13 protein-coding genes are annotated in these 17575 nt (G+C 67.9%); 10 read left to right on the top strand and 3 right to left on the bottom strand.

Going from position 1 to position 17575, the window contains the following annotated elements:
* Positions 1-13 precede the first annotated feature (13 nt).
* Entirely contained in the window at positions 14-1498 is a 1485-nt protein-coding gene (locus P3H15_RS28460; protein ID WP_276140306.1) for a multicopper oxidase family protein, read from the top strand.
* A gap of 10 nt (positions 1499-1508) precedes the next feature.
* On the opposite strand, the gene P3H15_RS28455 is transcribed toward P3H15_RS28460, so the two are convergent.
* Positions 1509-2447 carry an AraC family transcriptional regulator gene (locus tag P3H15_RS28455; protein ID WP_276140305.1) on the bottom strand — a complete coding sequence of 313 codons (939 nt, stop codon included), beginning with the start codon at positions 2445-2447 and terminating at the stop codon, positions 1509-1511.
* 166 nt (positions 2448-2613) lie between these two features.
* On the opposite strand from P3H15_RS28455, the gene P3H15_RS28450 reads away from it, so the two are divergent.
* The 7 genes from P3H15_RS28450 (at position 2614) to P3H15_RS28420 (ending at position 10757) form a co-directional block, all read left to right on the top strand.
* Positions 2614-3174: a flavin reductase family protein gene (locus P3H15_RS28450; protein ID WP_276140304.1), complete on the top strand. Its 561-nt coding sequence runs from the start codon at positions 2614-2616 to the stop codon at positions 3172-3174.
* A 25-nt stretch (positions 3175-3199) separates the two neighbouring features.
* Positions 3200-4816 (top strand): 4-hydroxyphenylacetate 3-hydroxylase family protein, encoded by a 1617-nt coding sequence (locus P3H15_RS28445; protein ID WP_276140303.1) that lies wholly within the window; start codon positions 3200-3202, stop codon positions 4814-4816.
* A gap of 264 nt (positions 4817-5080) precedes the next feature.
* Positions 5081-6457, top strand: a complete 1377-nt coding sequence (benA, locus tag P3H15_RS28440; protein WP_276140302.1) for a benzoate 1,2-dioxygenase large subunit — start codon at positions 5081-5083, stop codon at positions 6455-6457.
* Between the two features lie 14 nt (positions 6458-6471).
* The gene (benB, locus tag P3H15_RS28435; RefSeq protein ID WP_276140301.1) at positions 6472-6981 is read left to right on the top strand and encodes a benzoate 1,2-dioxygenase small subunit; all 510 of its coding nucleotides are present in this window, start codon (positions 6472-6474) and stop codon (positions 6979-6981) included.
* A gap of 35 nt (positions 6982-7016) precedes the next feature.
* Positions 7017-8552: a benzoate 1,2-dioxygenase electron transfer component BenC gene (benC, locus tag P3H15_RS28430; RefSeq protein ID WP_276140300.1), complete on the top strand. Its 1536-nt coding sequence runs from the start codon at positions 7017-7019 to the stop codon at positions 8550-8552.
* Entirely contained in the window at positions 8549-9343 is a 795-nt protein-coding gene (locus P3H15_RS28425) for a 1,6-dihydroxycyclohexa-2,4-diene-1-carboxylate dehydrogenase (RefSeq protein WP_276140299.1), read from the top strand. Before benC ends, P3H15_RS28425 begins: the two co-directional genes overlap by 4 nt.
* Before the next feature lie 61 nt (positions 9344-9404).
* On the top strand, positions 9405-10757 hold the full coding sequence (locus tag P3H15_RS28420; protein WP_276140298.1) for an aromatic acid/H+ symport family MFS transporter: 1353 nt from the start codon (positions 9405-9407) through the stop codon (positions 10755-10757).
* On the opposite strand, the gene P3H15_RS28415 is transcribed toward P3H15_RS28420, so the two are convergent.
* Both P3H15_RS28415 and P3H15_RS28410 read right to left on the bottom strand, forming a co-directional pair.
* Positions 10733-11800: a 2-oxoacid:ferredoxin oxidoreductase subunit beta gene (locus P3H15_RS28415; RefSeq protein WP_276140358.1), complete on the bottom strand. Its 1068-nt coding sequence runs from the start codon at positions 11798-11800 to the stop codon at positions 10733-10735. The two genes, P3H15_RS28420 and P3H15_RS28415, sit on opposite strands and share 25 nt — an antisense overlap.
* 5 nt (positions 11801-11805) lie before the next feature.
* A complete protein-coding gene (locus P3H15_RS28410) occupies positions 11806-13737 on the bottom strand; it encodes a 2-oxoacid:acceptor oxidoreductase subunit alpha (RefSeq protein WP_276140297.1) in 1932 nt (643 codons plus the stop codon).
* 122 nt (positions 13738-13859) lie between these two features.
* Between P3H15_RS28410 and P3H15_RS28405 the strand changes: the two genes are divergently transcribed.
* Together P3H15_RS28405 and P3H15_RS28400 are read left to right on the top strand one after the other, a co-directional pair.
* A complete protein-coding gene (locus tag P3H15_RS28405) occupies positions 13860-16562 on the top strand; it encodes a LuxR family transcriptional regulator (protein ID WP_276140296.1) in 2703 nt (900 codons plus the stop codon).
* A 103-nt stretch (positions 16563-16665) separates the two neighbouring features.
* Positions 16666-17502, top strand: a complete 837-nt coding sequence (locus P3H15_RS28400) for a class I SAM-dependent methyltransferase (RefSeq protein ID WP_276140295.1) — start codon at positions 16666-16668, stop codon at positions 17500-17502.
* Positions 17503-17575 lie beyond the last annotated feature (73 nt).

Raw genomic sequence — 17575 nt, 5'->3', positions numbered from 1 at the left:
AAAGGAGCGGGGGATGCCCGGCGACCGTCCACTCGACGCGCAGTTGTCCCGGCGGCGGGTGCTGCAGTGGGGCGCGGGAGCCGCGCTGCTCGGACTCACCGCGGCCTGCGCCCGCAGCGAGAACACCGAGGCGGCGATCGGACCGGATTCACCGCAGGTGCGGGCGTTCGCCGAGGCCGAGTCGCGGCGGTTCCCCGGCGGCCGTCCGGTCGCCTACGAGCTGACCGCGGCGCAGTCCGACGTCGACCTTGCAGGCACGCGCACCGCGGCGTGGCTGTACAACACGCAACTGCCGGGCCCGGTCCTGCGCGCGAACGTCGGCGACCGGGTCCAGGTGCGGTGTCGCAACCAGCTCCCGGACCCTACGACCGTGCACTGGCACGGGCTGGCCATCCGCAACGACATGGACGGCGTCCCGGACGTCACGCAGGCCCCGATCCCGGCGGGGGACGAATTCGTCTACGACTTCATCCCGCCCGACCCGGGAACGTACTGGTATCACACGCACGGCGATCTCCAGCGCGGCCGCGGGCTGTACGGGGCGCTGATCGTCGACGACCCCGCAGCACCCGCGAACTACGACGCCGAGTTCGTCGTCGTGCTGTCCGACTGGCTGACCGATCGCACGCCGACGCAGGTCTTCGACGAGCTGCGCGGCGGGCGGATGGCATCGGGCCCCGACATGACGTCGGCCGCGCTCGGCGGCGACGCCGGCGACGTGCGGTATCCGGTGTATCTCGTGAACGGCAGAACTCCCGCCGACCCGGTGGTCTTCACCGCCCGAGCGGGGCAACGCGCCCGCATCCGGCTGATCAACGCCGGCGACGACACGGCGTTCCGGGTCGCGCTGGGTGGCCACCGGCTGACCGTCACGGACACGGACGGTTTCCCCGTCGACCCGGTCGACACCGATTCGGTGCTGATCGGCATGGGCGAGCGGTACGACGCCGTCGTCACCCTGCAGGAAGGGGTGTTCCCGCTGGTCGCGGTCGCCGAGGGGAAAGGGGCGCAGGGATTCGCGGTGGTCCGCACCGGGGGCGGCGCGGCACCCGCGCCCACTGTGATCCCCGCCGAACTCGCGGCACCGCCGCTCACCGTGGCCGACCTGCGGGCCACCGAGGCCGCGCGGCTAGCGGTTCTCGACCCGGCCGTCACCCTGGAGGCGTCGCTCGGCGGCGACATGAAGGCGTACTCGTGGACGGTGAACGGCCAGGCGTATCCCGACCACACACCCCTGACGGTGCACTCGGATCAGCGGGTACGGCTGGTCTACACGAACAAGACGATGATGTGGCATCCCATGCACCTGCACGGGCACACGTTCGCGGTGGCCCGGATGGACGGCTCCGGACCGCGGAAAGACACCGTGATCGTGCTCCCCGGCCAGACCGTCGCCGCCGACATCGACACGACCAATCCTGGCCAGTGGATCACGCACTGCCACAACGACTATCACCTCGCCGCGGGCATGGCGACCATCTTCTCCTACGTCGGCTGAGCCCGGGCCGTCAGCCCCGGAGCGCCTCCGACGGCGCCACGCCGTACTTGCGGCGGTACGCCGCCGCGAACCGGCCGGTGTGGGTGAAACCCCACCGCATCGCGACGTCGGCGACGGTCTGTGCACCGTTCGCGCGCAGCAGGTCGTCATGGACGCGTTCGAGTCGCACGTCCAGCAGGTAGTCGCGGGGGCTCACCCCGACGTAGTCGCGGAACCCCTCCTGCAACCGGCGCACGCTGACCCCGGCGACCTCGGCCATGTCGGCCGCCGTCCAGGCGCGGGACGGGTCGGCGTGGATCTCGTCGACCACCCGCTTCACGATCCGCGGACGCGCGCATCCCACCCCGGCCCCGTCGTCCGGGACGGCGGCGAGCACCAGCGCGGTGGTGACCGCCCCCGACAACTGCTCCGCGACGAGCGCGTTGTTCAGCACCCCGTCCGACTCCAGCATCTGCTTCAGCAGCGACCGCACGAGAGCGAGCCAACTCGCGCCGTTCTCGGTGGTCACATCGATCTGCGGGGGTAGCTGGATGTCGGGCCGGGCCAGGATCCGCGACATTTCCCGGTGCAGGTGGTCCCGGTCGACGCGGACCCCGATGATCGAGCACTCCTCGCTCCAGTTGGTGATGAGCGTCGACGTGTCGGGCGGGCAGATCGTCCCGGAACCCGGCGCCGACAGCACCTCGTTCCTGCCGGTCACCGACTCGAGGTGCCCCGACAGCGGGACGTTGACGGCGTACGCGCCGGGGTGGTCGGACCGGATCGACACGTCCGCACCCCAGCCGATGTGCGTGATCTTCACCGGGCCCAACTCCACGGCCTCCGCGACCGTATTGGTGGCCTTCGACCTGCTCAGCGGCGTGAGGGTGTGCGGGAAGTACACGTCCGACACGACGTGCGACGCCTCGTCCCAGTCCTCGGGGCGGGAAATCTTCGACGTGGCCGACATGGCACCAGTGTGACCGCGCACACTTCGCAATGCAATCGAGGCCCCCGCCTCAACTCGCCGCGCAAAGCGGATCACCTCCGCGCTCAGCGGATCGACGCCCCGTTCCCGCGGTCGTACGTTTCTCCGTACCTCAACAGCGCCCCGGACAGGAAGGGAGGCTCCGAACATGGAGCAGCGCGAACTCCGGAACATTTTCGGGCAGTTTGCCAGCGGAGTCACGGTCATCACGTGCGCCAACTCCGACGGTCTGCCGCACGGAGCGACGGTCACCGCCTTCACCGCCGTCTCGATCGAGCCGAGGCTGTGCCAGATCACCCTGACCCGAAAGTCGAAGGCCTGCAACTACTTGAGCAAGTCGCCGTTCGCCGTCAACATCCTCGCCGCGGACCAGGTGGACACCGCGATGCATTTCGCCGGACGCCCGCAGACCCCCGAACCCGTGTGGGCCGACGGACCGACGGCCCCCGTCCTCTGCGGCGCCGCCGCCACGCTGTCCTGCGAACCGTGGGCGGAGTACGACGGCGGCGACCACATCATCTTCATCGGTGAGATCGTGGCCGCCGAATCGAGCGGCAAGGATCCACTGCTGTTCTACCGGAGCACGTTCCACGACCTCGGTTCCCCGTCGGCGTCAGCCGCGTGGAACGGATCGATGGACGATCCGAACAGCGGATGGTTCGACTCCACCACCTCCTTCACCCCATTCCACCTTCAGCCCGTCCACTGATTTGCCGAATCCGAAAGGACCGACCATGACCACCACCGAAAGCGCTCCCGAGACCACGCTCGACCCGACGAAGGTCAACCCTGCCGCGGACTGTGAAGCCAACCGCACCGCGAACTTCGCCACCCGCCCGATGACCGGTGACGAGTACATCGAGTCCCTCAAGGACGACCGCGAGATCTGGCTGCACGGCGAGCGCGTCGAGGACGTCACGACGCATCCGGCGTTCCGGAACCCCATCCGGATGACCGCCCGCCTGTACGACTCGATGCACACCGGTGAGCACGTCGACAAGGTCACCACCTCCACCGACACCGGCAACGGCGGCGTCACGATGCCGTTCTTCAAGGCCCCCACCTCCTCGGACGACCTGCTGAAGGAACGCGACGCCATCGCCACCTGGGCACGCATGACGTACGGCTGGATGGGTCGCTCCCCCGACTACAAGGCCTCGTTCCTCGGCACCCTGCACGCCAACAAGGAACTGTATTCGCCGTTCCAGGACAACGCCGAGCGCTGGTACAAGGAATCGCAGGAAAAGGTCTTGTACTGGAACCACGCCATCATCAACCCGCCCGTCGACCGGCAGCTCCCGCCGGACGAGGTCGGCGACGTGTTCATGAAGGTGGAGAAGGAAACCGACGCCGGCCTCATCGTCTCCGGCGCGAAGGTCGTGGCCACCGGATCCGCGATCACCAACTACAACTTCATCGCCCACTACGGGCTGCCGATCAAGAAGAAGGAATTCGCGCTCATCTGCACCGTCCCGATGGACGCGCCGGGCGTGAAGCTGATCTGCCGGTCCTCGTTCACCCAGAACGCGGCCGTGATGGGCTCCCCGTTCGACTACCCGCTGTCGAGCCGGATGGACGAGAACGACACCATCTTCATCTTCGACAAGGTGCTGGTGCCGTGGGAGAACGTCTTCATGTACGGCGACGTCGACAAGATCAACGGCTTCTTCCCGCAGTCCGGGTTCCTGCCCCGCTTCACGTTCCAGGGCTGCACGCGTCTCGCGGTGAAGCTCGACTTCATCGCCGGCATGCTGATGAAGGCCCTCGACGCCACCGGCGCCGGCGGATTCCGCGGTGTGCAGACCCGCGTCGGTGAAGTCATCGGCTGGCGAAACCTGTTCTGGTCACTCACCGAATCGATGGCACGCAACCCCGAGCCGTGGATCGGCGACACCGTCATCCCCAAGCTCGAGTACGGTCTCACGTACCGCATGTTCATGATCCAGGGCTACCCGCGGATCAAGGAGATCATCGAGCAGGACGTCGCGTCCGGCCTGATCTACCTCCCTTCGAGCGCACGCGACTTCAAGAGCCCCGACGTCCGCCCGTACCTGGACAAGTACGTTCGCGGCTCCGACGGCATGACCGCCGTCGAGCGGGTGAAGATCATGAAGGCCCTGTGGGATTCGATCGGCAGCGAGTTCGGTGGCCGTCACGAATTGTACGAGCGCAACTACTCCGGCAACCACGAAAACGTCAAGGCCGAGCTGCTGTTCGCCGCCGAGAACCGCGGCGACGTCACCTCCATGAAGGGCCTCGCCGAGCAGTGCCTCGCCGAGTACGACCTCGACGGCTGGACGGTGCCCGACCTCATCGGCAACGACGACGTCTCGTACTTCGGCAACAAGTAACCGATCGACCCACAGACGCACCCTTTCTCCGCAACCGCACCCGAAATAGTTCTCGAATTCGGGTGCGGACACGGAGAAGGGGTGCGTCTGCGCGTCCGGGGTCCTGCCGTCCGATCGCGGCATGCGTGCGCATGCCGAACACGTCCTAGTCAGTACTCGGTAAATGCCTAGTGTGATGCAGCGCACAGGCTGCAAGAGTGGAATCCATTGCCGGACCCGGGCGCCCCCGCAGGGCGCAAGCCCCCGGAGATCTTGGAGGATCCCATGACTGAAACCCTGTACTCAGCGCCGTCCGAGGACGTGCGCGCCAAGCTGGCCGACGCACTCATCGAGGACGCGGAAACCGGCCGCTACCAGGTGCGACGAAGCGTCTTCACCGACGAGGACCTGTTCGAACTGGAGATGAAGCACATCTTCGAGGGCAACTGGATCTACCTGGCCCACGAGAGCCAGATCCCGAACGTCGGCGACTACTTCACCACGTACATGGGCCGCCAGCCGATCGTGATCTCCCGCAACAAGGAGGGCGAACTCAACGCCCTGGTGAATGCGTGCAGCCACCGCGGCGCGATGCTCTGCCGGCGCAAGACAGACAACCGGACCACGTTCACCTGCCCGTTCCACGGCTGGACGTTCAACAATTCCGGCAAGCTCCTAAAGGTCAAGGACCCGCGTGAGGCCGGCTACCCGGAGCAGTTCAACAAGGACGGCTCCCACGACCTCACCAAGGTCGCGCGGTTCGAGAACTACCGCGGATTCCTGTTCGGCAGCCTCAACGCCGACGTCCCGCCGCTCGAGGAACACCTCGGTGACACCACGAAGATCATCGACATGATCGTCGACCAGTCCCCCGACGGACTCGAGGTGCTGCGCGGTGCGTCCACCTACACCTACGACGGCAACTGGAAGCTCCAGACCGAGAACGGCGCCGACGGCTACCACGTGTCCGCCACCCACTGGAACTACGCGGCGACCACGTCGCGGCGCGAATCCGGTGAGTCCACCAACGCCACGAAGGCGATGGACGCCGGCAAGTGGTCGAAGCAGCAGGGCGGCTACTACTCGTTCGACAACGGCCATCTGCTGCTGTGGACCAAGTGGGCCGACCCCGCCAACCGTCCTCTCAACGAGCGCCGCGAGGAACTGGTCGCCGAGTACGGCGAGGACCGCGCCGACTGGATGATCGGGGTGTCCCGCAATCTGTGCCTGTACCCGAACGTGTACCTGATGGACCAGTTCGGTTCGCAGATCCGGCATTTCCGTCCGATCTCCGTCGACAAGACCGAGGTCACCATCTACTGCATCGCCCCCAAGGGTGAGAGCCGGACGGCGCGCGCCGCCCGCATCCGCCAGTACGAGGACTTCTTCAACGCCACCGGCATGGCCACCCCGGACGATCTCGAGGAGTTCCGCTCCTGCCAGAAGACGTACCAGGCCGGCGCCGCACCGTTCAACGACCTCAGCCGCGGTGTCACCCACCAACTCCGGGGCCCCGACGAGGACGCCAAGAAGATCGGCATCAACCCCATCTCCAGTGGTGTGAAGACCGAGGACGAGGGCCTCTACCCGATCCAGCACGGCTACTGGGTGCAGGCGCTCACCAAGGCACTCGACGCCGACGTTGCCGCGAACAACCGCTGAGGGAGACGATCACCATGACTGCAGTAGCCGAAAGCACCGTCACCCAGCACGACATCGAGCAGTTCCTCTACCGTGAGGCCCGCTACCTCGACGACCGCGAGTTCGAGAAGTGGATCGAGTGCTATCACCCCGACTCCGAGTTCTGGATGCCGGCGTGGGCCGACGACGGTGAACTGACCACCGACCCGATGACCGAGATCTCCCTGATCTACTACGCCAACCGTGGCGGCATCGAGGACCGGGTGTTCCGCATCAAGACCGACCGGTCGAGCGCGACGAGCCTCCCGGAACCGCGCACCGGGCACAACATCTCGAACGTCGAGGTGATCGAGCGCCGCGGCGACGTCGTGGACGTCCGGTTCAACTGGTTCACCCTGTACTTCCGGTACAACACGGTCGACACGTACTTCGGAAATTCGTTCTACACGATCGACTTCTCCGGTGAGCAGCCTCTGATCCTGAAGAAGAAGGTCGTGCTCAAGAACGACTACATCCACCACGTGGTCGACATCTATCACATCTGATCTCCTCCCATTCTTCGCGAATCGAGCTGTTTTCCATGACTTTCCAAGTTGCACTGAGTTTCGAGGACGGGATCACCCGCTTCATCAAGTGTGACGGCGACGAGACGGTCGCCGACGCGTCCTACCGCGCACGCATCAACATTCCCCTCGACTGCCGGGACGGGGCGTGCGGCACCTGCAAGTCGCTCTGCGAGTCCGGCACGTACGACGGCGGCGACTACATCGAGGAAGCGCTCACCGACGACGAGGCAGAGCAGGGCTACTGCCTTCCGTGCCAGATGATGCCGGAAAGCGATCTGGTGCTGCAGATCCCGACCACCTCGGACGTCGCCAAGACGGCGGCGGGCACGTTCACCTCGACGATCACGGAGATCCGAAAGTTCTCCGACACCACCATCGGGTTCACCATCGACCTCGCGAACCGCGACGACCTCGTCTTCCTGCCGGGGCAGTATGTCAACATCACCGTTCCCGGGACCGAGGCGACGCGCTCGTACTCGTTCAGCACCGGACCCACGTCGAAGGAACTGTCGTTCCTGGTCAAGATCACCGACGGCGGCCTGATGTCGGAGTACCTCCGCGACCGCGCCCAGGTCGGCGACGCACTCGAGTTCACCGGCCCGATGGGAAGTTTCTTCCTGCGTGAGCAGAAGCGCCGCGCGCTGCTGCTCGCCGGCGGCACCGGGCTGGCCCCGCTGCTGTCGATCCTCGACAAGATGCGCGCCGACGCCGCCGACCACCCCGTGCACCTGATCTACGGTGTGTCGTCCGACGCGGACCTGGTGGAACTGGACAAGCTCGAGGAGTACACGAAGTCGCTGCCGCAGTTCACGTTCGACTACTGCGTGTCCGACCCGGCGAGCAGTGCGCCGAACAAGGGGTACGTGACCGGCCTGTTCGAACCCGCGCACCTGAACGACGGCGACGTGGACGTGTACCTGTGCGGTCCGCCGCCGATGGTCGAGGCGGTGCGCGACCACCTGAAGGCGGAGGGCGTCACGCCGGCGAACTTCTACTTCGAGAAGTTCAACAATGCGGCGACACCGAGCGGGTCCGAGCCATCCGCACCGCCGGCGGACGCGGCCCCGGCGGCCCCCGAGTACGAGATCGGCGAGGAACACCAGCCGCTGTCCGAGTCGGACGCGCAGTTCGACGCCCGCATGGCGCTCGAACTCGGTGCGATGGAACTGACCATCGGCCGGATGACCCCGGAGCAGCTGTCCGAGTACCGGATCCTCGCCGAGACCTCGTGCCAATCGATCGACAACGACCATTTCACGGACGCCGGCGCGTTCACCGACACCAATGCCTCGTTCCACGAGTTCCTGTTCCGCTGCACCGCCAACGACGTACTGCTGGAGGCGTACAACCGCCTCGAGGTCACCCAGCTGATGACCAAGGTGCTCCGCACCGCGGACTGGGTGGACGAGCACATCCAGCACGACCACCTCGACATCGTCGCCGCGTTCGAGAGGGGTGACCGGGCCGCGGCCCACGACCTGATCGTCAGCCACAGCGCGCACGCGAAGGCCACCATGTGCCGCGCCATCGAGAGGAGTGCCGTCGCATGAGCGGATTCGTCACTCCGCACCGATTCGACGGCAAGGTCGTCGCGGTCACCGGCGCAGCGCAGGGCATCGGGCTGACGGTCGCGACCCGACTCGCGGCGGAGGGCGCGTCGCTGATCCTCATCGACCGCGCCGACCTCGTCCACGACGTCGCGAAGGGGTTGCGCGAGAACGGCACCGACGCGCACAGCATCACCGCCGACCTGGAGCAGTTCGCCGACGCCGAGGCGGCGATCGACGAGGCGCGGCAGCAGCACGGCCGGCTCGACGTGCTGATCAACAACGTCGGCGGCACCATCTGGGCCAAACCGTACGAGCACTACACCGCCGAGCAGATCCAGGCGGAGGTGCAGCGCTCCCTGTTCCCGACCCTGTGGACCTGCCGTGCCGTCCTCCCCCACCTCATCGCACAGCAGGCGGGCACCGTCGTCAACGTGTCGTCGGTGGCCACCCGGGGCGTCAACCGCGTGCCCTACGCGGCGTCGAAGGGCGGGGTCAACGCCCTCACCGCCTCACTCGCGCTCGAAGCGGCGCAGTACGGAATCCGCGTGGTGGCCACCGCTCCCGGCGGCACCGAGGCGCCGGCGCGCCGTGTTCCCCGCGGCCCCGGCGCGGACACCCATCAGGAAAGGGCCTGGTACCAGCAGATCGTCGACCAGACGGTCGACTCGTCGCTGATGAAGCGGTACGGCACGCTCGACGAGCAGGCCGCCGCGATCGTCTTCCTCGCCTCGGACGAGGCCTCGTACATCACCGGCTCGGTCCTGCCCGTCGCCGGTGGCGACCTCGGCTGACCCCGCAGTCTCGCGCGCCTCGATCCCGGTTCCCCGTCACACCCACCGAGCGGAGATCACCATGACTCAATCCACCCCCGGCACCTGGGCAAGTCCGAGACACCGACGCGCCGTCACCTGGATCGTCGCGATCGCCACGATCGCGATCATCTTCGACGGCTACGACCTCGTCGTGTACGGCACCATCCTCCCGACGTTGATGAACGATCCCGGCCAGCTCGGCGAGATCTCCGCCCAGCAGGCCGGCGCACTGGGCTCGTACGCGCTGATCGGCGTCATGGTGGGCGCACTCACCGCAGGCGCGGTGGGCGACTACCTCGGCAGGCGCCGGATGATGCTCGTCAACATCGCATGGTTCTCCGTGGGCATGGGACTCGCCGCGCTGGCCACGAACGTCACCATGTTCGGCCTGCTGCGGTTCTTCACCGGCATCGGCGTCGGGGGCCTCGTCGCCACCGCGGGCGCGATGGTGGCGGAGTTCGCCCCTCCCGGAAAGCGGAACCTGTACAACGCGATCGTCTACAGCGGCGTCCCCGCAGGCGGAGTGCTCGCCTCCCTCCTCGCGATCGTCCTGCGCGACACGATCGGGTGGCGCGGGCTCTTCTGGATCGGCGCCCTGCCCATCGTGATCCTCCTTCCGCTGGCGCTCGCGAAACTGCCGGAGTCACCGAAGTGGCTCGTCGCCCGCGGGCAGGAGGACAAGGCCCGTCGCGTCTCCGAACGGACGGGTATCCCGATGCCCGGCGCCGAAGAGATCGCCGCAGACCGGGCGTCGGTCGAGAAGGTCGGCTTCGCGGCACTCGCGACGCGCCGTTACGTGTGGGGCACCGCGCTTCTCGGCCTGATGAGCTTCTCCGGCCTGCTGCTCACCTACGGGCTCAACACGTGGCTTCCGAAGATCATGGAGGACGCCGGGTTCAACGCGAAGGGGTCGCTGTCGTTCCTGCTCGTCCTCAACGGCGGCGCCATCCTCGGCGGCCTGATCGCCTCGAAGGTGGCCGACGGCATCGGACCGCAACGCGTCGTCGCCACCACGTTCGGTCTCGCCGCGCTGGCCCTGATCCTCCTGACTCTCGGCTTCCCGCTTCCAGTGCTCCTCGCGTCCGTCGCCGTCGCCGGAGTCGGCACCATCGGCACCCAGGTCCTGATCTACGGATTCGTCTCCAACTACTATTCGACGTCCGCGCGCGGCGCCGGGGTGGCCTGGTGCGCCGGATTCGGCCGGCTGGGCGGCATCTTCGGCCCGCTGATCGGGGGCGCGCTGATCAGCGCCGGCATCAGCAGCCAGGTGGCGTTCTACGTCTTCGCGGGCATCGCCGTCCTGGGCGGGATCGTGACGTTCTTCGTCCCGCGCCAACGGAATGCGGTTGCGAACACGAGCGAGGAGACCTACTCCACCGTCCAGGTGTCGTGACCGGTCAGCAACCGCTGTAGCGAACCGTCGTCGACCGGGTCCGTCTCCCGCGCGATCTCGTTCTGCAGGCGCACCATGTCGTCGTACGTGTCCCGCGCGACGCTGCGGAACACACCCGTCACGGTGTGCGTGAGATCCTGATCGGACAGCCTCGACAGTGCGTAGGCGTAGTCGGGGTCGTCGGTGTGGGCGTCGTGCACCACGATCTCGTCCCGGTCGACGTCGTCGGTCGCGACCACCTTCAGACCGAAACCCGATTGGACGACGCAGTATTCGCCTGAACCCCCGAACACGATCGGCTCACCGTGGACCAGCGGGATCAGGCGCTGCTCCGAACCGTCCTTGCGCAGGACGTCGAACGAGCCGTCGTTGAAGATCGGGCAGTCCTGGTAGATCTCCACGAAGGACGTGCCGCGGTGGGCCGCCGCCTGCCGCAGCACTTCCGTCAGCCCCTTGCGGTCCGAGTCCATCGCTCGGGCCGCGAACGTGGCCTCGGCGCCCAGCGCGAGGGACAGCGTGTTGAACGGGTGGTCGACCGACCCCAGCGGCGTCGACTTGGTGACCTTCCCGACCTCCGACGTCGGGGAGTACTGGCCCTTGGTCAGCCCGTAGATCCTGTTGTTGAACAGCAGGATCGTCAGGTTGACGTTCCGGCGCAGGGCGTGGATGAGATGGTTGCCGCCGATCGACAGCGCGTCGCCGTCGCCGGTCACCACCCACACCGACAGGTCGGGCCGGGTCACCGCGAGACCGGTCGCGATGGCGGGCGCGCGGCCGTGGATCGAGTGCAGACCGTACGTGTCCAGGTAGTACGGGAACCGGCTCGAGCATCCGATGCCGGAGACGAACATCAGGTTCTCGCGCCGAAGTCCCAACTCGGGAAGGAAGCTTCGGATCGTCGCGAGAATGACGTAGTCTCCGCACCCCGGACACCAGCGGACCTCCTGGTCCGACGTGAAGTCCTTGGCCTTCTGCGGTTCGTCGGTTCGGGGCACGTGCGCGGTGGCGCTCAGGCCCAGATCCGTACCGACCCGACTGATCATCCGTGTCACGCCGACTCCTCCTGCCGGGGTCCGGTCGATCGATAGGTCGCCGACGCGAGCGCGTCGGAGGTCTTCGCGAGTTCGTGCTCCCGCAACGTCCCGGCGAGCGCGGAGTCGATCACCTCGTGCAGTTCGTCGCCGAGGAAGGCGAGGCCCTTCACCTTGGTCACCGACTGCACGTCAACGAGGAACCGTGAGCGGAGGATCATCGCGAGTTGTCCCAGATTCATCTCCGGGGCGACGACGGTCGCGTAACTGCGCAGCACCGCACCGAGGTTCGCGGGTAGCGGGTTCAGGTTGCGCACGTGCACATGGGCCACCTTCTTGCCCTCACGGCGAGCACGCCTGCAGGCCTCGCCGATGGGCCCGTACGAACTTCCCCACCCGACGAGCAGCAGGTCGGCCTCCCCAGACGGGTCGTCGACGATCACGTCGGGAACGGCGATTCCGTCGATCTTGGCCTGGCGCAACCGGACCATCAGGTCGTGGTTGGCGGGATCGTAGGAGATGTCGCCGCTGCCGTCGGCCTTCTCCAGACCGCCGATGCGGTGTTCGAGCCCGGGAGTTCCCGGCACCGCCATGGCACGCGCGAGCGTCTCCCGGTCGCGGACGTACGGTGCGAACTCGCCGTCCACCGGCGGTGCCGTGTCGACGCCGGGGTCGATCCGGTCCAGTGCGGACACGTCCGGGACGGCCCACGGTTCGCTTCCGTTCGCGATGGCACCGTCCGACAGCAACAGCACCGGGGTGCGGTACGTGAACGCGATCCGGGCGGCCTCGACCGCCGCGTCGAAACAGTCCGCGGGTGAGCACGGTGCGATCACGGCCACCGGCGATTCGCCGTTGCGCCCGTACATCGCCTGCAGCAGGTCCGACTGCTCGGTCTTCGTCGGAAGACCGGTGGACGGTCCGCCACGCTGGACGTCGATGACGAGCAGCGGAACCTCCGTCATCACCGCCAGCCCGATCGCTTCGCTCTTCAGCGCCAGCCCGGGCCCGGACGTGCTCGTGACACCGAGCGCGCCGCCGATCGACGCGCCCAGCGCCGCGCCGATCCCGGCGATCTCGTCCTCCGCCTGGAACGTGGTGACGCCGAGATTCCGGTGCTTGCTCAGCTCGTGCAGGATGTCCGAGGCCGGGGTGATCGGGTAGGTGCCGAGGAAGACGTCCCGCGACGCCAGCCGCCCCGCGGTCACCACCCCGTAGGCCAGGGCCGTGTTCCCGGTGACCTGGCGGTACGTGGCCGGTGGGAGCGTCGCCGCCGACACCTCGTATGTCGTCGCGAAACTCTCCGTCGTCTCCCCGTAGTTCCACCCGGCCTTGAACGCGAGCAGGTTGCCCTCCGCGATCTGCGGCTTCTGCGCGAACTTGATCTGCAGGAACCGTTCGATGCCGTGGGTGGGGCGGTTGTACATCCAGGACAGCAGCCCGAGCGCGAACATGTTCTTCGCCCGCTCGCCGTCCTTGCGGCTCAGCCCGGCCGGTTCCACCGCGCCCGCCGTCAGCGTCGACATCGCCACCGGATGCACCACGTAGTCCTCGAGGGAGTCGTCGTCGAGCGGGCTCGTGGCATACCCGACCTTCGCGAGATTGCGCTTGGTGAACTCGTCGGTGTTCACGATGATCATGCCGCCGCGCGGCAGATCGGCCACGTTCGCCTTCAACGCCGCCGGATTCATCGCGACCAGGACATCCGGGCGGTCCCCGGCCGTGAGAATGTCGTAGTCCGCGATCTGGATCTGAAACGACGACACCCCGGGCAGCGTGCCCTGCGGCGCCCGGATCTCGGCGGGGAAGTTGGGCTGGGTGGCGAGGTCGTTGCCGAACGCCGCCGCCTCCGACGTGAACCGGTCGCCGGTCAACTGCATACCGTCGCCCGAGTCTCCGGCAAAGCGGATCGCCACCCGCTCCAGCTTCGTGGAGTTCGCCTCCGTCATGAATTCACCGAATCCTTCGACTCGTGTTCGCTCTGACCAGCAGCTTCTCACCTCACGTTACAAGCGTTCCCAATTTTCGCCAGGAAGACGCCGAAATAGCGCGTCGCGATACGGTGAGTGACGTGAGTGAGCCAGGGACTATCGAGTTCGTCGGACGTTCCCGCGAGCTCGCCGAACTCGAGGCGGCCCTGCACGAGACCGCCAAGAGTGCGCCCGTCGTCGTGGTCGTCGAAGGCGTGCCGGGCATCGGCAAGACCACTCTGGTGGAACGCTTCCTCGCCGCGCATTCCGACGTGCCCGTGTTCTCCGCGGTGTGTGCCCCGTGGGCGTCGAGCCGTCCCTTCGGAGTCGCCGAACAGCTACTGGGTGCGGCCGTCACGTCGCAGGAACCTCTCGACGTCGCCCGTGAATTCGTCACGGCGGTGGCTCCCCGCGCCGGTGACGCGCCGTTCGTCGTCGTGGTCGACGACGCGCACTGGGCAGATCTGGAGTCGCTGCAGTCGCTGACCTCCGCCGTGCATCTGCTCGACCGCCCGGCCGTGATCGTCCTCGTCACGAACCCGGATCCGCCCGACGGTGTTCCCGCGGACGTCCTCGATGTTCTCGAGCGGCACAGTCGCCATCGGGTTCGTGTCCGCCCACTCGATGCGTCCGACGCTCGCGCCCTCGCGAGCAGCCTCGCGCACGTCGACCTTCCCACCCCGGTCGCGCACCAGCTGGTCCAGCACACGGCCGGGAACCCGCGGCACCTCACGCAACTCCTCCAGGAGGTCGATCCTGTTCTGTGGGGACGCTGGCAGGCGATCCTCCCGGTGCCGCACACGTTCGCGGCGAAGGTACGGTCGCAGCTGTCCGAGGCCTCACCGCACGCCCGTGCGCTCGCCGAAGCGGCCGCAGTCCTGGCCGGGGATCCGAGATTCGCCGACGCCTCCGCACTCGCCGGCATCGAACACCCGGTGGATGCGCTCGACGAACTTCACCGGGCAGGCCTCCTCACCGCCGGTGAGCACCGCGGCGTGACCGTGCTGACCTTCCCGTCGCCACTCACCCGCGCCGCCGTGTACCACAGCCTCGGGCCGATCCGACGGCGCGACCTGCACGATCACGCCGCGCGGATCGTCGAGGACGAGGGCAGGCGCCTGGACCACCGCGCCGCGGCCGCCCCGTTCGCCGACCCGGCGCTCGCGGACGCACTCGACCGGTACTCCGCGAGCAGGGCGACGGTCGGGGCGTGGTCGGCGGTCGCGGACGCACTGATCAAGTCGAGCCGCCTCACCGCGGACCGGGGGGAACGCGAGCAGCGGCTGATTCGCGCCGTCGACGCCCTCCTCGGCGCCGGAAATCTGTCCCAGGCAGTGGCTTTCGCTCCGGAGATCGAGAGTTTCCCGGAGAGCCCGTTGCGCGACGCCGTGCTCGGCTACCTCGCGATCCAACGCGGTCGTCGCGCCGAGGCCGATGCGCTGCTCACCCAGTCCTGGACTGCTTGCGACTCGGAAACCGATCCGGCCACCGCCGCCTTGATCTGCCAGCGGCGCGTCCTCGACTCGCTGGCCCGCTGGCACGGACCGGACCTCGTCGAATGGGGTTCCCGGGCAGTCGCTCTCGTAGATTCGGCCGATCCGTCGGCCGTCGAATCCGCGGCGATCATGGGGCTCGGACTCGCCGCCACCGGCCGGATCGCGGAGGCGCGGGCACACTACGACACACTGTCCGCGAAGATCGCCCTCGGCGCCCAGTCCCAGCGCTTCGACATGGCGCGGGGCTGGCTCGACCTGGCGCTGGACGATCCCGAATCGGCACGCCAGGAACTCGAGAGCGCCGTGCCGACGGCGTTCCGGATGGGCTCCACCCGCATCTCGCTGTGGGCGCAAGCCTGGCTGGCGCGAACACAATTCGCGCTCGGCGATTGGAACGGCGCCATCGCCACCGTCGACCGTGCCGCGCACCAACTCGAGGATGCCACGCTCGATCTCCTCCGGCCCCTGGTGCATTGGACCGGCGCGCAGACGCACGCGCTGCGCGGGAACTGGCCGGCCGCACACGAGCATCTCCGGCTCGCCGCCGCGAGTTCGCACGACTACCCGATGATGTTCATCCCGTCCGCCCTGGCACGCGCCCAGTGCGCCGAAGTGGAGGCCGACTACGCCGCCGTCATCAGGGCGCTGGAACCCCTCACCCGTCTCGAACCCCGGGAGGGCGTCGACGAGCCCGGTTTCTGGCAGTGGCCCGACGTGTACGCGAACGCGCTCGTGATGGCCGGGCACGTCGACGCCGCGGACGCCTTCCTCACCCCGCACGAGGAACGGGCCGCGGAACGCGGGCACCGGTCCGCGATGGCGCGTCTCGGCTACGCCCGCGGTCGCATCGCCGGTGCGCGCGGCGACATCGACACCGCCAGAGACGTGTTCGAGAATGCGCTGACCCAACTCGACACCCTGCCCCTCCCCTACGACCGCGCCCGGGTGAACTTCGCGTACGGCCAGACCCTGCGCCGGGCAGGCAAACGGCGCGAAGCCGACGCCGTCATGCAGGCCGCCCGCGAAGGCTATTCCGCGCTCGGCGCCGCCTCCTACGTGCAGCGGTGCGACCGCGAACTGAAGGCCGGCGGCCTCAACGTCAAACGCAGCCGGTTCACGCTCGAGGAACTGACCCCGCAGGAACGGGCGGTGACCGAACTCGTCGCCGGCGGAGCCAGCAACAAGGAGGCCGCAGGCGAGCTGTTCTTGTCCGTCAAGACCGTGCAGTACCACCTGACCCGCGTCTACGCGAAGCTCGGCATCCGCTCACGCAGCGAACTCGCGGCGCAGTTCCGCGACCAGGAGTGACGTCCCTGGTGGCGGGAACCCACCCCGAGGGTGCCTGTTCCGGGCACCGCCGACCGGCCAGGCTGGATCTCGACCGAAGCAGCCGACCCTCCGGAGTACCGAGATGGATCACACGATCGACGCAGTACGAGCCGACCGCGACCTGAAGACCAAACACCGCGCCATGTGGGCCCTCGGCGACTACCCCGCCCTGGCCACCGACATCATCGCCGGCCTCGGCCCCGCCCTGGTCCGGGCGAGCCGGGTCAGGCCCGGTGACCGTGTCCTCGACGTCGCGGCCGGTTCCGGCAACGCCGCCATCCCCGCGGCGCTGTCCGGTGCGAGCGTCGTCGCCGGTGACCTCACCCCGGAACTGTTCGACGCCGGACGCCGCCGGGCCGCCGAACTCGGCGCCGAGGTCGAGTGGCGCGAAGCCGACGCCGAGGCGATGCCGTTCGCCGACAACGAATTCGACACCGTGATGTCCTGTGTCGGCGTCATGTTCGCCCCGCACCATCAGGAGAGCGCGGACGAACTCGTCCGTGTCTGCAGGCCGGGCGGAACGATCGGACTGCTCAGCTGGACCCCCGAGGGGTTCATCGGCCAGATGTTCGCGACGATGAAACCGTACGCACCCCCGCCCCCTCCCGGCGCGCAGCCGCCGCCGCTGTGGGGTCGCGAGGACCACGTCCGGGCGTTGTTCGGCCATCGGGTGACCGACGTCGTGGCAACGCGGCACACCGTCCGCATCGATCAGTTCCGGACACCCGAAGACTTCCGCGACTACTTCAAGACCCGCTACGGTCCGACCATCGCGGCGTATCGGTACATCGCCGACGACCCCGCCCGGGTGGCCGAGCTGGACCACGAACTCGCCGACCTTGCACGGCGTTTCGACCACGGCACCGACAGCACCGTGATGAACTGGGAGTACCTCCTGCTCACCGCGCGGAAGTGGTAGCGAGCAACCACGCGCCGGTCAGGCGTGCTGGGTGAAGCCGACCTGGCCGGGACGGCGGTTCGGGGCGTAACCG

Origin of the sequence: Rhodococcus sp. T2V, from assembly GCF_029269925.1 — a bacterium.
GTDB classification, from domain to species: domain Bacteria; phylum Actinomycetota; class Actinomycetes; order Mycobacteriales; family Mycobacteriaceae; genus Rhodococcus_F; species Rhodococcus_F koreensis.
Note: the sequence above shows the minus strand (reverse complement) of the source record. Positions and strands in the feature narration are given on the sequence as shown.